The 21,427-nt window shown below is 38.6% G+C and carries 17 protein-coding genes and 1 tRNA gene; 9 read left to right on the top strand and 9 right to left on the bottom strand.

Features of this window, described 5'->3' with window-relative positions; genetic code table 11:
• Positions 1-3,290 (top strand): BapA/Bap/LapF family large adhesin (locus AC1M9J_RS02160; RefSeq protein WP_481951777.1); only part of this gene is annotated, 3,290 nt, incomplete at its 5' end.
• A 92-nt stretch (positions 3,291-3,382) separates the two neighbouring features.
• On the opposite strand, the gene AC1M9J_RS02155 is transcribed toward AC1M9J_RS02160, so the two are convergent.
• Positions 3,383-4,345 carry an alpha/beta fold hydrolase gene (locus AC1M9J_RS02155; protein WP_481951776.1) on the bottom strand — a complete coding sequence of 321 codons (963 nt, stop codon included), beginning with the start codon at positions 4,343-4,345 and terminating at the stop codon, positions 3,383-3,385.
• Positions 4,346-4,450: 105 nt separating this feature from the next.
• Between AC1M9J_RS02155 and AC1M9J_RS02150 the strand changes: the two genes are divergently transcribed.
• Positions 4,451-4,774 (top strand): MGMT family protein, encoded by a 324-nt coding sequence (locus tag AC1M9J_RS02150; protein ID WP_035266885.1) that lies wholly within the window; start codon positions 4,451-4,453, stop codon positions 4,772-4,774.
• Positions 4,775-4,806: 32 nt separating this feature from the next.
• Here the strand turns inward: AC1M9J_RS02150 and AC1M9J_RS02145 are convergent, their stop codons facing one another.
• Positions 4,807-5,247 carry a universal stress protein gene (locus AC1M9J_RS02145; RefSeq protein WP_481951775.1) on the bottom strand — a complete coding sequence of 147 codons (441 nt, stop codon included), beginning with the start codon at positions 5,245-5,247 and terminating at the stop codon, positions 4,807-4,809.
• Between the two features lie 416 nt (positions 5,248-5,663).
• Here AC1M9J_RS02145 and AC1M9J_RS02140 point away from each other — a divergent pair, with 416 nt between their 5' ends.
• On the top strand, positions 5,664-6,896 hold the full coding sequence (locus tag AC1M9J_RS02140) for a hypothetical protein (protein WP_481951774.1): 1,233 nt from the start codon (positions 5,664-5,666) through the stop codon (positions 6,894-6,896).
• On the opposite strand, the gene AC1M9J_RS02135 is transcribed toward AC1M9J_RS02140, so the two are convergent.
• Positions 6,893-7,522 (bottom strand): CatB-related O-acetyltransferase, encoded by a 630-nt coding sequence (locus AC1M9J_RS02135; RefSeq protein WP_481951773.1) that lies wholly within the window; start codon positions 7,520-7,522, stop codon positions 6,893-6,895. The two genes, AC1M9J_RS02140 and AC1M9J_RS02135, sit on opposite strands and share 4 nt — an antisense overlap.
• A gap of 104 nt (positions 7,523-7,626) precedes the next feature.
• On the opposite strand from AC1M9J_RS02135, the gene AC1M9J_RS02130 reads away from it, so the two are divergent.
• Positions 7,627-8,250 (top strand): FMN-binding negative transcriptional regulator, encoded by a 624-nt coding sequence (locus AC1M9J_RS02130; protein WP_481951772.1) that lies wholly within the window; start codon positions 7,627-7,629, stop codon positions 8,248-8,250.
• Between the two features lie 44 nt (positions 8,251-8,294).
• Here the strand turns inward: AC1M9J_RS02130 and greA are convergent, their stop codons facing one another.
• The 5 genes from greA to yhbY all read right to left on the bottom strand — a co-directional run bounded on the left by greA (position 8,295) and on the right by yhbY (position 14,939).
• Positions 8,295-8,771: a transcription elongation factor GreA gene (greA, locus tag AC1M9J_RS02125; protein WP_035266896.1), complete on the bottom strand. Its 477-nt coding sequence runs from the start codon at positions 8,769-8,771 to the stop codon at positions 8,295-8,297.
• A gap of 95 nt (positions 8,772-8,866) precedes the next feature.
• A complete protein-coding gene (gene carB, locus AC1M9J_RS02120; RefSeq protein WP_481951771.1) occupies positions 8,867-12,100 on the bottom strand; it encodes a carbamoyl-phosphate synthase large subunit in 3,234 nt (1,077 codons plus the stop codon).
• 14 nt (positions 12,101-12,114) lie between these two features.
• Positions 12,115-13,257, bottom strand: a complete 1,143-nt coding sequence (carA, locus tag AC1M9J_RS02115) for a glutamine-hydrolyzing carbamoyl-phosphate synthase small subunit (RefSeq protein ID WP_035266900.1) — start codon at positions 13,255-13,257, stop codon at positions 12,115-12,117.
• 806 nt (positions 13,258-14,063) lie between these two features.
• Positions 14,064-14,600: a DOMON-like domain-containing protein gene (locus AC1M9J_RS02110; RefSeq protein WP_092765927.1), complete on the bottom strand. Its 537-nt coding sequence runs from the start codon at positions 14,598-14,600 to the stop codon at positions 14,064-14,066.
• 15 nt (positions 14,601-14,615) lie between these two features.
• The gene (yhbY, locus tag AC1M9J_RS02105; protein WP_035266903.1) at positions 14,616-14,939 is read right to left on the bottom strand and encodes a ribosome assembly RNA-binding protein YhbY; all 324 of its coding nucleotides are present in this window, start codon (positions 14,937-14,939) and stop codon (positions 14,616-14,618) included.
• A gap of 196 nt (positions 14,940-15,135) precedes the next feature.
• Here yhbY and rlmE point away from each other — a divergent pair, with 196 nt between their 5' ends.
• From rlmE to AC1M9J_RS02085, 4 genes are all read left to right on the top strand, one after another.
• Entirely contained in the window at positions 15,136-15,786 is a 651-nt protein-coding gene (rlmE, locus tag AC1M9J_RS02100; protein ID WP_035266905.1) for a 23S rRNA (uridine(2552)-2'-O)-methyltransferase RlmE, read from the top strand.
• A 137-nt stretch (positions 15,787-15,923) separates the two neighbouring features.
• Positions 15,924-17,813, top strand: a complete 1,890-nt coding sequence (ftsH, locus tag AC1M9J_RS02095; protein ID WP_481951770.1) for an ATP-dependent zinc metalloprotease FtsH — start codon at positions 15,924-15,926, stop codon at positions 17,811-17,813.
• A gap of 103 nt (positions 17,814-17,916) precedes the next feature.
• On the top strand, positions 17,917-18,771 hold the full coding sequence (gene folP / locus AC1M9J_RS02090) for a dihydropteroate synthase (RefSeq protein ID WP_481586561.1): 855 nt from the start codon (positions 17,917-17,919) through the stop codon (positions 18,769-18,771).
• 162 nt (positions 18,772-18,933) lie between these two features.
• On the top strand, positions 18,934-19,245 hold the full coding sequence (locus tag AC1M9J_RS02085; RefSeq protein ID WP_035266912.1) for a DUF5713 family protein: 312 nt from the start codon (positions 18,934-18,936) through the stop codon (positions 19,243-19,245).
• 108 nt (positions 19,246-19,353) lie between these two features.
• Here the strand turns inward: AC1M9J_RS02085 and AC1M9J_RS02080 are convergent.
• A tRNA-Leu gene (locus AC1M9J_RS02080) sits at positions 19,354-19,439 on the bottom strand.
• A gap of 217 nt (positions 19,440-19,656) precedes the next feature.
• Here AC1M9J_RS02080 and AC1M9J_RS02075 point away from each other — a divergent pair.
• Positions 19,657-21,420, top strand: coding sequence for an alkaline phosphatase D family protein (locus AC1M9J_RS02075; RefSeq protein WP_481951769.1), 1,764 nt, complete (start codon positions 19,657-19,659; stop codon positions 21,418-21,420).
• Positions 21,421-21,427: the final 7 nt, after the last annotated feature.

The raw sequence follows: 21,427 nt of genomic DNA, 5'->3' as shown, positions 1-21,427 counted from the left end.
CACCAGAAATCACAGGTACAACTGAACCAGGAACAACAGTAAATGTCGTTGTTAAAGACAAAGACGGTCAAGTTGTTGCAGAAGGTCCAGCAACAGTTACAGGTGACACATGGACATATACACCATCAGTTGAATTAGCAGATGGCGAATATGACGTAGTTGCAAAAGCAACAGATAAAGCAGGTAACACAGGTGAATCTCAGCCAGAGAGCTTCGAGGTTGACACAGTAGCACCTGAATTAACCATCGATGAGCTTAAGCCAACAAACGATACTACTCCTGAAATTACTGGTAACACAGAACCAGGAGCGATAGTTGATGTTGTGATCAAAGACAAAGACGGTGAAATTGTCTCTGAAGGTAAAGCAGAAGTTGATCCAGAAGGTAACTGGACGTATACACCGACTGAAGAATTACCAGAAGGTCATTACGATATTGAAGTAACCCCAACTGATAAAGCGGGTAACAAAGGTGATACTTCTAAAGAACAGTTAGAAGTTGATACAACACCTCCTTCTGACATTACTATTGATCCAATTGGTGGTGATGATTTCGAATCGAATGATCCTCAACCGGAAATTACAGGAACAGGTGAGAAAGGTTCGCTAGTGGATATCGTGATCACTGGTCCAGATGGCTTCGAAGAGAAGGCAACTGTTGAAGTTGGAGAAGATGGTAAATGGTCGTATAAGCCAGAAGCTGAGTTGGAAGAAGGTGACTACAAAATCGAAGCTACTCCTAAGGATGAAGCTGGAAACGTAGGTAATCCAACTGAACAAGATTTTGTAATCGACTTGACACCACCAGATATCGATATTGATCCGTGGGAAGATGATAATGATCCTTGGTTAGATATCGATCCTTGGGATGATGAAGAAGCTGCATGGGACGTGAGTGAAGCTGCATCTGTACAGGCAGTATCATTAGTTGCTGAGCCTCAAATTGCTGCATTCTCTGCTTTCGCTGCACGCTCACTATTTGTAGCTGAACCAGTATTAAAAGCAGCTCAAGTAACGGCGGTTGATCCAAGTATTAATTATACTAATGATCCACAACGTACGATTAGTGGTAATACAGTAAATAATCCTAAAGAGGTTGCTGTAGAGATTAAAGATGCTAACGGTGCTGTGGTATCTAGTGGTTTAGCAGTGTTGTCTGCAGGCCGTTGGAGTTATAAACCAGCAGAACCTTTAGCAGATGGTATATATACACTTGTAGCCACTGCACGTGATGCTGCTGGTAATACTAGCCGTACAGTTTCTTTAAAATTTGGTGTAGATACACTTTCACCTGATTTGTCAGTTGAAGAGTTATATCCTACAAACGATACTACTCCAGCAATTTCTGGTTCAACTGAACAATATTCTAAAGTTCAAGTCGTGATTAAAGATAAGAATGGAAATACTGTTGTAGATGCACCAGCTTCTGTAGATAGCTCAGGCAATTGGACATTTACACCGCCAAGAGATTTAGCGGATGGAAATTACACAGTTGAAGTAACATCTACTGATTTAGCTAAGAACAAAAAAACTGAAACTCAGCAATTAACAGTTGATACTCAAGCTCCTGATGCTGTGATTATTAATCCAATTACAGATCCAAGTGACTTGAAACCAGTATTAACAGGTAAAGCTGAAGCGAATACTACTGTCGAATTAGTGATTAAGGACTCTACAGGTCGAATTATTGATTCTGCACTTGTTCCTGCTGATCAAAATGGTAATTGGACATATCCAATCAACAATAATTTACCAGAAGGTACAATTATCGTTGAAGCTAAAGCGATTGATGAAGCTGGAAATGTCGGTCCTTCATCAAGCATCGGCTTCGATTTGGATGTGACTCCTCCAGATGCGCCAACGGCAACATTTAATGCAGATGGTTCATTAGTAACAGGTACTGCACAAGCTTTATCAACTGTTAAAGTAAAAGATGCAAACAACAACGTGATTGGTACAACCACTGCGGATAGCAATGGAAACTACTCAATTAAGTTGATACCAAGTTTAAACGATGGACAAAATGTATATGTGACCGCTTCGGATGTAGCGGGTGAATCTGCACCACGTCAAGTGACTGCTCCAAACATTCCGTTGGATGCCATTGATAATGTTGCTAAAGCTGGTATTGAATACGAGTATCCTGTTACAGAGAAATTCATTAAAGATGCAATTTCTTATAATTGGTTGATTGGCTTCGCCGGTTTTGCGATTGGTAAAACAAGTGGTGCTACAGAGTTTACAATTGGTGCAAACAAAACTGCAGATGTGCAGCTTCAAGTAAAATCAGCATCATGGGGAACATTATTAGACTCAGTATCAATTGTTCTTTACCAGCAAAATAGTTCTGGTAAGTGGGTACCAATTGCCAATAATAAATCTGCAGGATTATTTGATTTCATCGGCTTATTTGGAGAAGTTGCTCATATCAATTTAGAAGATTTACCTGCAGGTAAATATTGCATAGAAATGAGTAATGGTAACCTTGCTTCTTTACCAGGTTATGTACAGACTAATTTAGTAATTAAAGAAACTAATACAAGTACAACGCCTGTTGTGAAGTCAATCACTGAAGCGAAGGGTAATGTGATTACTGATCTTGATCCTGTACATGGTAAAGATCTTGTAGTTGCTGGTGCTGTTGTGAAAGCTGTAAATGGTGTTGCGATTAATGGTGCAACAACAATCAAAGGCGAGTTTGGGACATTAACAATCGATGCAAACGGTACATACGCTTACAAACCAAATGCAAACCTTAATGCGATTGGTAAAACGGATGTATTTAAATACACGATTACTGATCCTGTAACTGGTAAGTCTGATACAGCGCAATTAGTACTTCAAATTGATTCTAAATCAGGTACACCATTGGCTTGGAGCAAATTCACACCAGAAGCAAACGCGAATGATGCTGATGCATTGGCGAATGAAACAGCAGGTAAGTTTAATTCTACTTACTTGAATGAAACAGTTTCTGCTAAAGGTTTGGATAAGTTGATCTTTAATGTGTTAAATGACAACAGCCATAACGGTGGTAACGGTGTTGACACAATCAATGACTTCCAATTAGGCAGCAATGTGAAGATTGATGTTTCTGAGTTGTTATCTGATAGTGCAACTGCTCAAAACATTGATAAATTTATCTTTGTCGAGAAAGATGGAAACAATACGAAGTTAAGTATTGATCGTGATGGTGCAGGTACAACTTATAACAAGGTTGACCTAATTACTTTCAACAATACTGATGTTTCACTTCAAGACTTGTTGAACAAAAACCACTTGTTGTTCTAATAGACTAATGTGAAAAAGAGGAACTTCGGTTCCTCTTTTTTTATTCTTGAAAAAAATGGGACATTTAAAATGTCCCATTCATTGTCTATAACTTATTTGAGTAGATTAAGAAAATTTAAATAATGTTGTACGAGGATTTGTTCTTGTTCCAATATTGGTGTATGACCTACACCTTTTAAGATGATAGGCTCTTGAGCATTTTTCAGTAATCCTTTCAGTTCAGCTGCAGCTTCTACATTAATAATTTGATCACGATCTCCCCAAACGATGAGTGTTGGTTGATCGATTGAACGAGCCGCTAGCGCAAATGTTTCAGGTGTAAATGATTTTGACATGAGAATAAGTTGCTCAACGAGTTTCGTGTTATTCGTAACATTGGATATCATGAGCTTTTCTTGTTCGACTTTCAGTTCGTTCGGTATAAATGGAGGTTGCTGCGTAGCAATTTTAAATAACCGATCAAAATCTCCAGGTTTAGAAACGATAAAATTTTTGAGTAAGTTTGGGTCTTTTAAGTAAGGCGTATTGGCAGATTTAAATACGCCTGCACTATTAATGAGTAATAATGATTTAGTATCGATTGGATACTGAGCTGCATAAAGTAATGCTACAGCACCGCCCATGGAGTGACCGGCAACATTTAGATTTTGATCAACATGAATGGATTCCGCAAAGCGACGTAATTTTTCGGTTAGATTTGGAATTGAATAATCAAAATCTGCAGCTACTTTACTATCACCTTGTCCAGGTAAATCAGGGATAATGACGTGATAATGTGGTGTCAGATAGCGAGCGACTCGGTTCCAATTATCCCGACTGCCTGCTAGACCATGCACAAGCATAAGTACGGGTTTGCCTTTTGTTCCACCTTCGCTGTAAGCCCAATCGATGTCGGAAACTTTAATACGCTTGGTATTCAGTCCAGCCCAAGCACGTTCTTGTTGTAAAATATTTTGTATATTTATACTGTTTGGCGCGGCTTGAGTTGTCGATGTAATAGAGATTGTACCGACTGCAATTGAAGCAGCAAGTAAGTGTGAAAATATCCTTTTCATTGTATTTCTCTGTGTATTGTTATTGTGCAAATTTAGAGTAAGTGAGTCTGTTATGAAATGCATTTGCTCAAATCAATTATCCGATAAACTATAGGTCAATTATTGATGAATCGATCAGTATCAGCGGAAATGGCACAGTTGATCTTGGCCACAGTATCACAAATTCCTTATGGGAAAGTAGCCAGTTATGGTCAAATTGCTGCGATGTCCGGACTGCCTAAACATGCCCGTTTGGTTGGTCGTGTTTTGAATCAATTAGATGTGAGTAGCGACTTGCCTTGGCATCGTGTCATTAATGCGCAAGGTAAAATTAGTCATCAGCGTTTGGATGATCAAGGTTTTAATTGCCAGCAAGCTAGATTACTTGAAGAGGGGATCGTGTTTAACAATGGCAAAATAGATTTTAAGGTTTTTGGATGGTTCGAGTAGCTCCGTATGACGGTATACGGAGCTATCAGTTATTATTGCTTTACGACAAAAACAGGTACATTAACTTCGGTGATGAGGCTTTGTGCGACACTACCCATAATTAATTTCTTGAATCCTGTTCGACCGTGTGAGCTGATAACAATCAGATCAATATTAAGCTCATCAATCGCTTTCATTATGGTGCGGTGAATACTTTCTCCTTCGAGTATTTTAGTCTCTACATCTACTCCATATTCATTAAACTTTGTTTTAGCTTGAGCAAGGTTGTCTTCAATAAATTTTCGTGCTCGTTCAATTAAAAGATTTGACTGCCCATCTGAGAGATATTCGGCTGCGATATAGGGATCGAGTGTCATCACTTGCACAACAGTAATTTTGCTATTAAATGCTTTAGCCAATTCAACAGCATGCTGAACGACGTTGAGTGCTACTTCTGAACCATCCACTGGAACGAGGATATTTTGATAACTCATGTTGTTCTCCTTTTTTAACCGTTTTAATTAAAATGTATAAGTTCATCATAGACCTTAATTGTTCAAAATAAAACCAAGTGTAAAACTATGGTTTTTTATATTAAGTTATTGTTTTTGATTTAATATCTTAAAATTTTAGAGATATAAGATAGTAACGATTTATTAGAAAAAATTTGATCAACTGTTTCATAAATCAAAAAATTTGAAAATATTGTGATGGGTAGAGATGTAATTAAGGGGGCGTAACATCTCTATAGAGTATGGAGTTGATGTTTAGAATTAAAAAAAGTATTAGTCTTAATTTAGACTCCATATTCTAAAAAAACCAACTCCGATTGAGAGGTTTTTTTTATGGCTTAAATAATATTTGTGTAATAATTAACCTAATAATTAGATTTTAATAAGGCATTAAAAATATGGGGATATTTGAGATAAGAAGCAAAGATGAAGCTCGTCTGAAACATATGCTAAAGGAGTTGAGTGAGTTAAATGATTCTCTAGGGTCTAAATATTCATTACGTGCAGATTTAAGGGATTTAAATAATAGATCTTTTACAGTTGGTAAATTACTTCAAGATGAATTGGATAAAATTAGAAGCAATCAGCAGAGGTTGGCAGAAGCTTGTGATGAAACATTAAAAGTCAAAGAAAAAATACAAGCGTGTTTGGAAACTATAAAAGAAATAGAAGGAAAACTAGCAGTAGATGAGCAGGGTGTTTCTTCATACGATCGTATAGTGGAGTTAATATCTGATGAAAGCATCGAGGAGATTGAAAATTCTAAGCAGGAAATTCTAGATAAATATAATGAGTTATTTGAAGCAGATGAAAATCAAAAAGTACTAGTAGATCAACTTTCATCAAAAATAAAAGAAATAGAAGAAAAATATACTAATCTTTTTGAAGAGTACAATGCTGATGGAGAAAACTTATTTGAAGAAATGGAATCCAAAATAAAGAAATTGGAGGAAATGTGGGATGAATATTTTACTGAAGATGAAGATGGAGATATTAAAAGTAAATTAATTGATGATCGTTTGCAGAAAATAGATCAATTTTATTCAAGAGTCTATGGGGACACAGAAAAACAAATACCATCTTTAAAACAAGAATTAGATAATAGGTTGGAAAATTTAAAAGATATAGAAACTAGAGCTAAAGCTACGATTGATTTATCGAGCGAAGCAGGGTTGGCAGGTGGGTTTGTTGCCAAACGAAAAGAAGCAAATACAGCTCGTCTAATAAGTTTGGTTGTTTTTGTGGTAACGGTTTTATGTATGTTTGGCTTTAATCTTTGGCTTTTTGATGCTGATGATTTTAAAAATATGGAACTGCATACCTTGTTGTTTAAAGTAACTATTAATGCACCTCTGATATGGATTGCAACGATAGCGAATGTAAACTTAAATAGATTTTCTAGACTTGAGCAAGAGTATTCACATAAAGAGTCATTAGCTAAATCCTATGAGCGCTACAGAGCTGAAATTGAACAATTGGAACAACTTGGTGTCCAAGGAGCTGATGAACTGAAAATTAAATTGCTAGATACCAATCTAGAAGCATTTAAATTAAATCCTGTTTCACATACTCAACATGCAAGCAGATCATTTTCAATATTTAATTTTGGAAAAAAAGTAAATGATGGTTAATTAGTATGTTGAGTATAATAGTTAATTAACCTTGAAACATCATCCGTCTGTAACTGTTCACGCATTTTTAAAAACTGCTTTTCATCTAAGTCATAGAGCTTAAGAGAAAGCAGTTTTTGAATATCTTCCTCAGGAAAACGATACTTAATAATTTTGGCAGGTACACCACCGACGACAGCATAAGGTGGTACGTCTTTGGTGACGACAGCACCAGTTGCCACCACTGCGCCTTCACCAAGTTTTATCCCTTGCATAATCATGGCACGACTACCAATCCAACACCCATCACCAATGACAGTATCGCCAGCAGGCACAAAACTACGTGTATCAAAAGGAAATGCCGAAATCCAATCGGTACGGTGTAACTGATTTCCACCCATCATGATGACACACTCAGCGCCAAAACAGACAAAATTGCCAATATAAAGCTGATCGATGGGTTTTTCTGGTGTCGAAGCTTTGTCATGTAGATAACGCACTACACAACGCTCAAAACCTTGATCCCAATAGGCTGAGTAATAACTGTAATTGCCTTTAATATGAATATTCGGATTTTTGACTGTTTTAGAGATAAATTCGAATTCGCACCAGTGATTGACAGGGGAGTAGATCAGCTTTTCAGACATGGTGAAATAAAAGGAGAATATTTTAGGGCATTATATACCAATTAAAACTTACATCCTGAATAAAAACTTTTATATTCATTGAGCATTAGAAGAATGGAAAAGCTATGTTTGTTGAAACAGAATTTAGAGAAGATAGACCTGAAGAAATATATAGAATAATTAAGGAGTATCCTCTTGCATCTTTGGTCGCACAGACCCAAACAGGGTTAATTGCTGAACATATCCCGCTCATATTAGTTGATGAACAAACATTGAGAGGACATGTTTCATTACAGAATGCACTATTCAATCATTCGATTTTGAATAATCAAATACTATGCATCTTTAAAGCAGAGGATGCTTATATTTCACCGAATTATTATCCTTCAAAATTTGAAGATCACAAAAAAGTGCCTACTTGGAATTATCAAGTCGTACATATTAATGGTGATATTCAGTTTTTTCATGATCAGAAAACTAAACTTGCAGTATTAGGTCAACTCACTCAACAACATGAACGTATCACGAATGGTAAAAATGCTTGGAAAATGGCAGATGCACCAAAAGATTACTTGCTGGAAATGCTCGACTATTTGGTTGTATTTGAAATTAAAATTGAAAGAATCATCGCTAAATCAAAACTAAGTCAAAATAGAGAGGAAAAAGATTTTCGTAATGTTATTAAGAAGCTTCATGAAGCTGGAAAAGTGCATCTAGCAAAAACAATGAATCAATTAAAAAGAGAATAAAAAAACCCCTCATCAGAGAGGTTTTTAACCTAAAATATCAAGAATTAAAGATATTCTACGCTCACAATTTCGTATTCAACTTCACCTTGAGGTGTCGTAATCTTAACTTCATCGCCTTCATTTTTACCCAAAAGACCACGCGCTATAGGAGAGTTCACAGATATTTTGTTAATTTTAAAATCTGCTTCGTCATCACCAACGATTTGATACGTTTTACGTTCTTCAGTATCCAAATTTTCAATTGTAACTGTCACGCCAAAAACTACGCGTCCATTTTGCTCAAGCTCTTTAACGTCAATCACTTGTGCAGCACCCAATTTTCCTTCGATATCTTGGATACGGCCTTCACAGAAACCTTGTTGCTCACGTGCAGCGTGGTATTCCGCGTTTTCTTTAAGATCTCCGTGTTCACGCGCTTCAGCAATCGCTGCTGTAATACGAGGACGATCTACAGTTTTAAGTTGGTGTAATTCTTTCTCAAGCGCTTCTTTGCCTTGAGGTGTCATAGGATAACGTTGCATAGTTGTCCCTCAAAAAAGTAAGTATGAAAAAATACTAAGTCTATAAATGAAAAAAAGCCCGCCACCAAGAGGTGACGGGACTTCTTGGTAGTGTATTAACCTACTGTTTGTAAGTCTTGCAAACGATATACATCCATTGGCAATTTGATTGCTAAAGCTTGGCAAACTGCATCTGCACCATTAAGGGTAGTCGTATGATAGACCTTACCTTGAAGTGCAGAACGGCGGATTGAGAACGAATCCTGCTGAGCTTGTTTACCTTCTGTTGTATTGATAATGAGGTGTATTTCGCCATTTTTCAAGCGGTCCACAATATTTGGACGACCTTCAGTCACTTTATTTACACGTTCACATTCAATACCAGCAGCTTTAATCACGTCATACGTGCCGCCAGTTGCAAGAATTTTGAAACCAAAATCAGCAAGTTGTTTTGCAATACCTGCTGCACGTGGTTTATCAGAATCACGTACAGAGATAAATGCGTGTTTCACTTCGCCTTCAGTTGGAAGACCAGGTAAACGCTCATTTGCACCTAATACAGCTTTATAGAACGCTTCACCAAAAGTTTTACCAACGCCCATCACTTCACCTGTAGATTTCATCTCAGGCCCAAGGATTGGATCAACACCAGGGAACTTGTTGAATGGGAACACTGCTTCTTTAACAGAGAAGTGCTCAGGGATAATCTCTGTAGTGAATCCTTGAGATTCTAAAGATTGACCCGCCATACAACGTGCAGCGACTTTCGCTAAAGACTCACCGATACACTTAGATACAAACGGAACTGTACGTGATGCACGTGGGTTCACTTCTAAGATGTAAACGTCTTCGCCTTTAACAGCAAACTGTACGTTCATTAAACCAACAACACCAAGCTCTTTCGCCATCGCGATAGTTTGACGGCGCATTTCGTCCTGAATCTCTTTAGAAAGAGAGTAAGGAGGGATCGAACATGCAGAGTCACCTGAGTGGATACCTGCTTGTTCGATGTGCTGCATGATACCGCCGATCACCACATCTTTACCGTCAGATACGCAGTCTACGTCAACTTCGATCGCGTCGTCTAGGAAGCGGTCAAGAAGAACAGGGGCATCGTTAGACGCTTGAACAGCATCACGTAAGTAGCGACGTAACTCTTCATCGTTGTATACGATTTCCATTGCACGACCACCAAGTACATATGATGGACGTACTACAAGTGGATAGCCAACTTTTGCCGCTTCAGCCATACCTTCTTCAGCAGATTTTACAATGCTGTTGTTTGGTTGACGAAGGTTTAAACGTTGGATCATTTGTTGGAAACGTTCACGGTCTTCTGCACGGTCAATCGCATCAGGAGATGTACCAATAATTGGTGCACCAGCTTCTTCTAAAGCACGAGCCAATTTAAGTGGTGTTTGACCACCGTACTGTACGATGATGCCTTTTGGCTTCTCAATACGTACGATTTCTAACACATCTTCAAGCGTAATTGGTTCAAAGTACAAACGATCTGAAGTGTCATAGTCAGTTGAAACTGTTTCAGGGTTACAGTTCACCATGATAGTTTCATAACCGTCTTCACGCATTGCAAGAGCCGCGTGTACACAGCAGTAATCGAATTCGATACCTTGACCAATACGGTTAGGACCACCACCGATCACCATGATCTTGTCTTTGCTAGACGGGTTTGATTCACATTCGTCATCGTAAGTTGAATACATATACGCTGTGTCTGATTCAAACTCAGCAGCACAAGTATCTACACGTTTGTAAACTGGGGTTACGCCCAAGTTCCAACGATGTTTACGGAATTGTTTTTGTGAAATACCCATCAAGTTCGCAATACGAAGGTCAGATAAACCTTTACGTTTAAATGAACGGATGTTGTCCGCATTTAAATCGCCAAAACCTAAAGTTTTGATTTGGTTTTCTGTTTTGATGATGTCTTCGATTTGGATCAAGAACCATTTGTCGATCTTAGTCGCTTGGAATACATCTTCTAATGTAAAGCCGTGACGGAATGCATCAGCAACATACCAAATACGCTCAGGACCCGGAACACGAAGTTCTTGTAAGATTTTCTCACGCGCGCCTTCAGCACCCACTTCGATTTTTTCATCAAAGCCAGTTGCACCCACTTCAAGGCCACGAAGTGCTTTGTTCATAGACTCTTGGAAGTTACGACCAATCGCCATCACTTCACCAACAGATTTCATCTGTGTGGTTAAAGTTGCGTCAGCTTGTGGGAATTTCTCAAAGTTGAAACGTGGAACTTTAGTTACAACGTAGTCAATCGCAGGTTCGAAAGATGCTGGAGTTGTACCGCCAGTGATGTCGTTTTTAAGCTCATCAAGGGTATAACCAACCGCTAATTTCGCAGCGATTTTCGCAATAGGGAAACCAGTTGCTTTTGAAGCCAATGCAGAAGAACGAGATACACGTGGGTTCATCTCGATCACAACCATACGGCCAGTATTTGGACAAATACCAAACTGTACGTTAGAACCACCTGTTTCTACACCAATCTCACGTAACACTGCTAAAGATGCATTACGCATTAACTGATATTCTTTATCTGTTAATGTTTGTGCAGGTGCAACAGTGATTGAGTCACCTGTGTGTACGCCCATTGGGTCAAAGTTTTCAATCGAACAGACGATGATACAGTTGTCGTTTTTGTCACGAACAACTTCCATCTCATATTCTTTCCAACCAATTAAAGATTCATCGATCAATAATTGTTTGGTTGGAGAAAGATCGAAACCGCGTTCACAGATTTCAAGGAATTCTTCTTTGTTGTATGCGATACCACCGCCTGAACCACCCATGGTGAATGATGGACGGATAATCACTGGGAAGCCGAAACGTGCTTGAATTTCTAAAGCTTCTTCCATTGATTCAGCGATTGCTGCTTTTGGACATTCAAGACCAATTTTACGCATTGCTTGGTCGAAAAGTTTACGGTCTTCCGCTTTTTCGATCGCTTCTTTCGTTGCACCAATCAATTCAACATTGAATTTTTCTAAAATGCCATGCTCATCAAGGGCAAGGGCACAGTTCAATGCAGTCTGACCACCCATTGTTGGAAGAACTGCGTCTGGGCGTTCTTTCTCAATGATCGCTGCAACAGTTTGCCAAGTGATTGGCTCGATATACGTTGCATCTGCCATTGCAGGGTCAGTCATGATCGTTGCAGGGTTAGAGTTTACCAGAATTACACGGTAACCTTCTTCACGTAATGCTTTACATGCTTGTGCACCTGAGTAGTCAAACTCACACGCCTGACCGATAACAATTGGACCAGCACCAATAATTAAGATGCTTTTAATATCCGTACGCTTTGGCATTATTTGCTCCTCAATTACTTCTTAGATGCTTCAATAAGTTCGATGAAATGATCGAACAATGGTGCGCAGTCATGTGGACCTGGGCTTGCTTCTGGGTGACCTTGGAAACTAAACGCAGGCTTATCTGTACGATGAATCCCTTGAAGAGTTTGATCGAACAATGATTTGTGCGTCGCTTTAAGGTTTGCAGGTAATGTTTCTGCATCCACTGCGAAGCCATGGTTTTGAGAAGTAATCATCACTGTACCATCTTCGATGTTTTGTACAGGATGGTTCGCACCATGGTGACCATGAGGCATTTTCACCGTTTTAGCGCCAGAAGCGAGAGCAAGAATTTGGTGACCCAAGCAAATACCAAATACAGGTACGTTACGAGCATCTTCAACAATTGTTTTTACAGCTTCAATTGCATAGTCACATGCTGCAGGATCGCCAGGACCATTCGATAAGAATACGCCATCTGGATTTAGAGCAAGAACTTTTTCAGCAGGAGTTTGTGCAGGTACAACAGTTAATTTACAACCGCGGTCTGCGAGCATACGTAAGATGTTGGTTTTGACACCGTAATCATATGCGACAACATGAAATTTTGCTTCTGGTTGGGAGAAACCTTGACCTAATTTCCAAGAACCTTCAGTCCATTCGAAACCGTTTGGATCACAGCATTCTTTCGCAAGGTCTAAACCATTCAGACCGCCGAATGCACGAGCTTTTTCTAAAGCTTCTTCTTCTGTAATATTTTCACCAGCTAAGATACAACCGTTTTGTGCACCTTTAGCACGTAAAATACGTGTCAGTTTACGTGTATCAATGTCAGCGATAGCGACAACATTGTGAGATTTTAAGTATTCGCCTAAAGATTGCGTAGATCGGAAGTTGCTGTGCAATAAAGGTAGGTCACGAATGATCAATCCGTTTGCCCATACTTTATGAATTCGACCTGACTCAGCGTCTTCATCATTACAACCTGTGTTACCAATGTGTGGATAGGTAAGCGTAACAAGCTGTTGTGCATAACTTGGGTCAGTCAAAATTTCTTGATAGCCAGTCATGGCAGTGTTGAAAACGACTTCACCAGTCGTACTACCCGATGCACCGATTGACGTTCCTTTAAAGATCGTACCATCGGCAAGGGCTAAAATTGCTGGGGTGCTCAAACCAAAGCTCCTGAAATTTAGGCTGTAAAAAAGCGAGTAGACGAAAAAAAAGGAAGGCTACTTTAAAACCCACCCTCCTTACATCTGCTCGCTTGAACTTAACACGGCATTATACGCAAACACCTTGATAAAGTCCACGTAAATAAACCTGAATTCGTCAGATATATACCTTGTAATTTGTTTAAAAGTCTGCTTTTTAAACTTTGGACAAAAGTCTAAGAATGTAAGAATTGTTTAATAATTCAAAAGTTAAGTTTTATCACGATTTATCAAAATTTATGTAGACTTACAATTAATAAGCTAAGTTTCTGAAACAGAATAACAAAGCTTCTGAAAAGCTGATTTGTTAAATAGAACAAATGTTGAAGTTGCTCCAAATGCTTCCTAAAAGTCCGAAAAAAGTACTAATTAGGTCAATTTACAAGTATTTTAGAAAGGACTGATTAAATATGGAAAATAGAGGTAAATATTGAATTGCTTGTTAAAAGCGTAGGTTCAATTATTTAAAGATGAAATTGGTAGTTAGCATGCTGGGTTTTAAAAATTAAACCGAGATCGAATTTAAAGAGATTTGACGCTACTTCGGTGTTTGTGAAAAAATATTTAAGAGCAGATTTGGCTGTTCAAGTGATTAAGGACAATTTTGAAATTAGAAATGAATAACAGGAATTACAAATATAACTAGATATAACACGTTGAGATCAGCTGTATAAAACTTAACTCTAAAAGAGGTGGGAAGAGTCTACAACTATAGAACTGAAATATTGGGGTAAAAAAAATAGTGAGATTAAATCTCACTATTTTTTTTAAAACTGATGCAACCAATCGCGCTTGTTATGGAAGTCAGCCTCAGGACTACTATGCTGCATCGCATAATAATGTTTAGCTTGCGATGTGTTTAATACAGCGGATAAGCCAATAAAAATATCCTGCCATTTCAATTTATGTTTTAACATAAACTCCGTTAGATCAAGGCTCACATTTAAACCATAGTGCGTCTTTTTGAGTGAATTCAGTTCTATGTCATAAGCTGCTTGAGGTGGCATATCTTCAGGGTAACGATACTCTTCAAATTGATACGCTTGCCAAGCTTGAGAAGGGGAGAGATTGACTTCACGATAAAAGTCCTGATCTTTCACCCCAATGAAAATTTCAAAGCAGGTTTCTTCCCAAAGAAAATCTCGTCGTGGATGTCCAGCTACAATTTCCGGATAGACTAAGTATTGATTTGGGTCACGTAACCAATAGCCCACATTTAGTGTATATGGACTCACTTGTTCAATTGCACCAACCAGGGAGATATCAAAGTAACGGTCAAAAGAATTTAGTTCGTAACTTGCCATTCAATGCAACTCAAATTAATTAGAAAGATGTGCGTGGCGAACAAGATTCGAAAGTTTAGGATTTTGTTTTGCCGCTTTCTTATATAAAAGTGCAATCTTTCCAATGGTTTGAACAACCTCTGCACCAGTGACTTCGGCGATTTCAGTAATGACTGCTGCACGAGCATCACGATCTTCACCGCCAATTTTTACTTTAATTAACTCATGATCATTTAAAGCACGTTGAGTTTCTTCAATGACATTTTCAGTTAAACCTTGACCACCTAACATTACCACTGGGTTAAGTGCATGTCCGATTTGACGCAAACGTTTGCGTTCCTGAATTGATAAAGCCGCCATAAAGATAACCTAATTTTAAAAACGACTTAGTATAGCAAATCAAGAGATCAAACGCTTATGTTTCTCAGAAATAATCGATCAACTTAAATCAAAAAAACATAAACGATAATCTTGAATTAGATACAGATGAATACTGCAAGGGGGATAAAATTCACGTACAATAAAAAGTTAGATGATTACGTGTATTTAAAGAGTTATGGCAACACGCATTACCAATCAGAAGTTATCCAAAAGTAGTCGTGCGTGGATGAGAGAGCATTTAGATGACCCGTTTGTGAAAAAAGCACAAAAGGAAGGTTATCGTGCGCGTGCTGCATATAAATTGCTTGAAATCCAAGAGAAATACAAAATCATTAAACCTGGTATGACTGTCGTGGACCTTGGTGCTGCACCTGGTAGCTGGTCCCAAATCGCCGGAAAATTAGTGGGTGATAAAGGTTTAGTGATTGCATCAGATATTTTGGAAATGGATGCACTTCCAGATGTGACGTTCCTGCAAGGAGACTTTCGAGAAGAGGAAGTTTTCGAAAAATTGTTAAATATTTTAAATGGACGAACTGTAGACGTTGTAATTTCAGATATGGCCCCCAATACATCAGGTAATAAGGCCGTTGATCAACCTCGACAAATTTATTTGTGTGAACTTGCATTAGACTTTGCCAATAAAGTTTTAGGTCCGAAAGGACAGTTTGTTGTCAAAGTTTTCCAAGGAACTGGTTTTGACGAATTCCGTAAGGAAGTTGTAGACAGTTTTGAAGTATTAAAAACTGCAAAGCCTGCTGCTTCGCGTGCTCGTTCGAAGGAAGTTTTTTTAATTGGACAGGGCCGTAAAAAGAAATCGCAATAAAGTGACTTGCCAAGTCGCTAAAAAATGTGCATTTTGTACCTTTTGAATATTTTATTGCGAAATTGATTTACTCGCTTTTTGTTAAAGGTCACCCAATTTTGGGCATGATCAAATTAGATTGATATGGGAATAAAGCTTTGAGCGATCTCTTTAAGAATGCCGTTTTATGGCTTGTTATACTTGGTGTGCTGATATTAATTTTCAGCAACATTAGTGACCGTGATAAGCCTGCTGCATTGAACTATTCAGAATTTGTTGCAGCGGTTAATGCTGGTCAAATTAAACAAGTTACCATTGACGGTGAACGAATTAGTGGCGAAAAAGTAAATGGTTCTCCATTTGAGAGTATTCGTCCTGCGGTTCAAGATCCTGAGTTAATGCCGAATCTCATCAAAAATAATGTCGTTGTTGAAGGCACTGCTCCGCAACGTCAAGGTTTATTGATGCAGCTTTTGATCGCAAGCTTTCCAGTACTTTTAATCATTTTGTTATTCATGTTCTTTATGCGCAACATGGGTGGCGGTGCTGGTGGTAAAAACGGCCCGATGAGTTTTGGTAAGTCAAAAGCAAAAATGCTTTCAGAAGACCAAATCAAAGTCACTTTCACAGATGTTGCGGGTTGTGACGAAGCGAAACAAGAAGTCGTTGAAATTGTTGATTTCTTGAAAGATCCAACAAAGTTTAAGCGTCTTGGTGCGAGCATTCCTCGCGGTGTCCTGATGGTAGGTCCACCGGGTACAGGTAAAACTTTACTTGCGAAAGCGATTGCTGGAGAGGCTAAGGTTCCATTCTTTAGTATCTCAGGTTCAGACTTCGTAGAAATGTTCGTTGGTGTTGGTGCATCACGTGTACGTGATATGTTTGAGCAAGCGAAACGCCATGCGCCGTGTATCATTTTCATTGATGAAATTGATGCGGTGGGTCGTCATCGTGGTTCAGGTACTGGCGGTGGTCATGATGAGCGTGAACAAACCTTGAACCAGATGTTGGTAGAAATGGATGGTTTCGAAGGTAATGAAGGTATCATCGTTATTGCTGCGACTAACCGTGCTGACGTGCTAGATAAAGCTTTACTTCGTCCGGGACGTTTCGACCGTCAAGTGATGGTTGGACTTCCAGATATTAAAGGTCGTGAGCAAATCCTGAATGTGCATTTGAAAAAATTACCTTCAGTGACTGGTGTGGATGTCAAAGTATTGGCACGTGGTACTCCAGGGTTCTCTGGTGCGCAATTGGCAAACTTAGTCAATGAAGCTGCGTTATTTGCTGCACGTCGTAATAAAAATACGGTCGATATGCATGACTTTGAAGATGCAAAAGATAAGCTTTATATGGGGCCAGAGCGTAAATCAATGGTTCTTCGTGAAGAAGAGCGTCGCGCAACGGCTTATCATGAAGCAGGTCATGCGATTGTAGCTGAAATGCTTCCAGGCACAGACCCAGTACATAAAGTCACGATCATGCCACGTGGTTGGGCATTAGGTGTAACTTGGCAGCTTCCAGAGTTTGATCAAACCAGTCATTACAAAGACAAAATGTTGAATGAGCTTTCTATTCTGTTTGGTGGTCGTATTGCAGAAGAAATTTTCATTAATCAGATGTCGACTGGGGCTTCTAATGACTTTGAACGTGCAACAAAAATGGCGCGTGCAATGGTGACTAAGTACGGTATGTCTGACAAGATGGGTGTCATGGTTTATGAAGAAGATGCTCAACAGTCATTTATGGGTAGTCTAGGTGGTCGTACTATTTCTGAAACGACTCAACTTGAAATTGATCGTGAAATTCGCCGTATCCTAGATGAGCAGTACAAAGTTGCACGTGATATCTTAGAAAATAATAAAGATATTGCCCATGCGATGGTAAAAGCTTTGCTTGAGTGGGAAACGATTGATCGTGATCAAATCCGTGACATTATGGAAGGTCGTGAACCTCAACCACCTAAGGTATATGTGGCTGAGAATCCAATTGTAGATGTAAACCCTACAGATGGTCCTTCAACGCCTCCACCTTTACCAGCAAGCTAAAATGAAGGAGCCTCTTATGAGGCTCTTTTTTTTGTGTTGAAATTATCCCTCATGTTTAAATTTTACTTGATATCATGTGAATAGATTTTCTAGGAACATCAATATGCAACTTATCTCTTTACCTAATCAGATTCTTAAATGTGGTGCATTGGAACTTGATTTGTCAAAGCCTCATGTAATGGGTGTGTTAAATGTAACGCCAGATTCGTTTAGTGATGGTGGTAAACACAATAGTGTAGAGGCGGCACTAGAGAGAGCAAAGCAAATGATTGCTGAAGGGGCGAGTGTTATTGATGTAGGTGGTGAGTCAACTCGCCCTGGCGCATCTGCTGTTGATGTTCAAGATGAAGTAGATCGTGTAGTTCCGGTCGTTGAAGCGTTGTCAAAATTGAATGTAGTGATCTCAATCGACACTTCTCAACCAGAAGTGATTAAAAAGGCGGTTAAAGCTGGAGCGCATATTTGGAATGATGTCAGAGCATTAACAAAGCCACATGCTTTAGAAACAGCTGCGGAATTAGATATTCCAGTCATTATCATGCATATGCGTGGTGAGCCAACCACAATGAACCAGTTGGATCAATATGATGATATTACTTTAGATGTGATTTCAGAATTGCAAACTCGATTAGATGCAGCATTAAATGCAGGAATTAAACCTGAAAATATCATGATTGATCCGGGTTTCGGATTTGCAAAAAATGCACATCAAAACCTGAAATTATTAAAAGAGTTGTATAAACTAAATGAGTTGGGCTATCCAATGCTTTCTGCATTATCTCGTAAGCGATTTATTGGTGAAGCTTTAGGTGGTGTACCTGCCCATGAACGTGCAGTGGGTTCGGTGACGGGGCATCTGTTAAGCATACAGCAAGGAGCATGTATGGTCAGAGCACATGATGTAAAAGAAATGGTGCAAGCTATTCAAATTTGGGCAGCAATGAATAGTGTTAGTTAAATTAAAGGCAGATTTAAGACGGTTAAAATCATCAATGAAAATATTAGCTTAGTTATACTTTGATTAAAAGTGAGATTTACTCCTCGTTTTTATTGTTGGTTTAATGTCTAGCTTGTGTTATATAAGCTCGGTTTTTGTTAATGCTATTACTTGAGCTTTAATATGTTGAATGATGTACTTCTCCCGATGTTCGACGATGAATATTATCCTGATATTCTCGTGGCTGAAATTCAGCAACTCATTGAAAAATTCTCAAAGAAGGTATCTAAGGTGAATTCCGATGCTGAGATTTATCAAATCGCCAATGATATTGTGGCGGAAATTAATGAGATGAAACCTCAGTTCGAAGATCTTGATTCTTCTCTTGATGATGCAGCAGCAGACTATATTGCTGAGGCAATGATGATGGTCGTTCAGGAAGAGGGATTCTTAGATATCGAAATGGAAGAACTTGTTTCAAATAGAGAGTGGTAAATCGCTCTCTATTTTTTTGTGTTGTTATTGTTGTGGCTAAACGCTAGGCATAAAAAAACCAGCTTACGCTGGGTTCTTTATTTACACCATTATTCTCTATCAGAAGAATGGTGCCCGAGGCCAGACTCGAACTGGCACGCTTTGAGGGCGGGGGATTTTAAATCCCCTGTGTCTACCGATTTCACCACTCGGGCATGTGCGCAATAATAGAGGACACTTTTAAGCTTGGCAAGAGAAAATCGTATTATTTGCTTTCTTTTCAATCAACTTGCATTTATTAGATTAAAAAATATAAATTTTGGGGCGATGGTTTATGATATTTGTACATTAAATTGTCATCTGATTGCAATTTTAGCTTCATAAATACGGTTTAAGTTCGAAGTTAAAATAACTCGCCAATTCGTAAATAAAATGAAAAATAAAATCTCAAGACGCGCATTAATTAAAAATTCATTGGCTGGATTAGGTGCGATTTCACTGCCTGTTCTGATTACAGCATGTAATGGCGATGGTCAAACCAGCAATGAGCATAAAGTTGATTTTTTGCATGGAGTGGCGAGTGGAGATCCATTACAGGATCGAATAATTCTTTGGTCGCGAATAACACCTACAGATGTGGCGGCAACATATGAATTAGATTGGGAAATTGCACTTGATGAGAATTTTTCAAATATTGTTCAGATGGGGAAAATCAAGACTTCTGCTGCTAAAGACTTTTGCTTGAAAGTCGATGTACTTAATTTGAGTGCCGATACTCGTTATTATTACCGATTTAAATATGGGCAGATACATTCTCCAATTGGTCGTACGAAGACCTTAGCAACCAAGTCCAATGCGGTTAACTTTGCGGTATGCTCATGCTCAAATTATCCTGCTGGTTATTTTTATGTGTACCGTGAAATTGCGAAGCAGGACGTGGATGCTGTGCTGCATCTGGGTGACTATATTTACGAATATGGCAAAGATGGGTATGCAGCTGAACAAGCCGAAAAGCTTGGTAGAACACTCGATGTGGATAATCAAAACGAGATTTACCGTCTAGAAGATTATCGAAAACGTTATGCAAAATATCGAACAGATCCTGATTTACAAGCGGTTCATCAACGTCATCCATTTATTCTGATTTGGGATGATCATGAGCTGACAAATGATGCATGGAGAGCTGGTGCGCAGAATCATCAACCTGATTTAGAGGGAGATTTCGTAGCACGAAGAACAGCAGCCCTAACCGCTTATTTTGAGTGGATGCCAATCCGCGAAAAAAGCAATAACGATATTCTTCATATTTATCGTCAGTTTAATTTTGGTGATTTAGTTCAACTTAATATGCTTGATACACGTATGTTGGCACGAGATGAGCAACTGGCTTTTGCTTCATTTATGGATGGTGAAAATCTAAATGTTGAGCAATTTAGAGCGGCATTATTGAATGAGCAGCGACAGCTAATAGGGATAGATCAGTTAAATTGGTTGGCGAATAGTCTTCAGAGTTCTCGTGCAATATGGAATGTATTGGGTCAGCAAGTATTGATGGCGAAAATGTTGGTACCTGTTGAAGTATTGCAAATATTAAATGTTGCCAAAAGTGGAATGGTAGATGACAACTTTTTAATAGAAGCTCAAAAACGTCTGATGGAGTTGGTCGCGATTAAATTGCGTTATAAAAATAGTGACCCGAGCTTAACTGACGCTGAATTATTAAGAATCCTAACCGTGATTCCTTATAATTTAGACGCTTGGGATGGTTATTATGCTGAGCGTGAGCGTGTTTATGCTTTGTATGAGCAGTATCAGAAGAAAGTTGTTGTGTTGGCTGGAGATACCCATAATGCGTGGGAGTCTGCATTACATCAACAAAATGGTGAGAAGGTGGGGATTGAATTAGCAACAAGTTCAGTTTCTTCACCAGGTATGGAGAAATATCTCAATTTACCTGAGAACTTAATGCAACAATTTGAACAAGTGTTTATCCAATTGATTGATGAATTAAGCTTTTGTAATTTGAATCAACGAGGCTATTTAAAATTGAGCTTTGATTCTACGCAATTGAGTGCAGATTGGTTGTTTTTAACAGATATTCATTCACAGAAGTATCAAGTTGATCAACTCAGATTGCACTCAACAACGTATGATACCAATTTGAATATAATTAAAGTAATGCAGCAAGCAAGTTGATCGTAGC

The organism is Acinetobacter sp. ANC_7588 (assembly GCF_056783995.1).
This window is presented reverse-complemented; position numbering and strand designations above follow the sequence as displayed.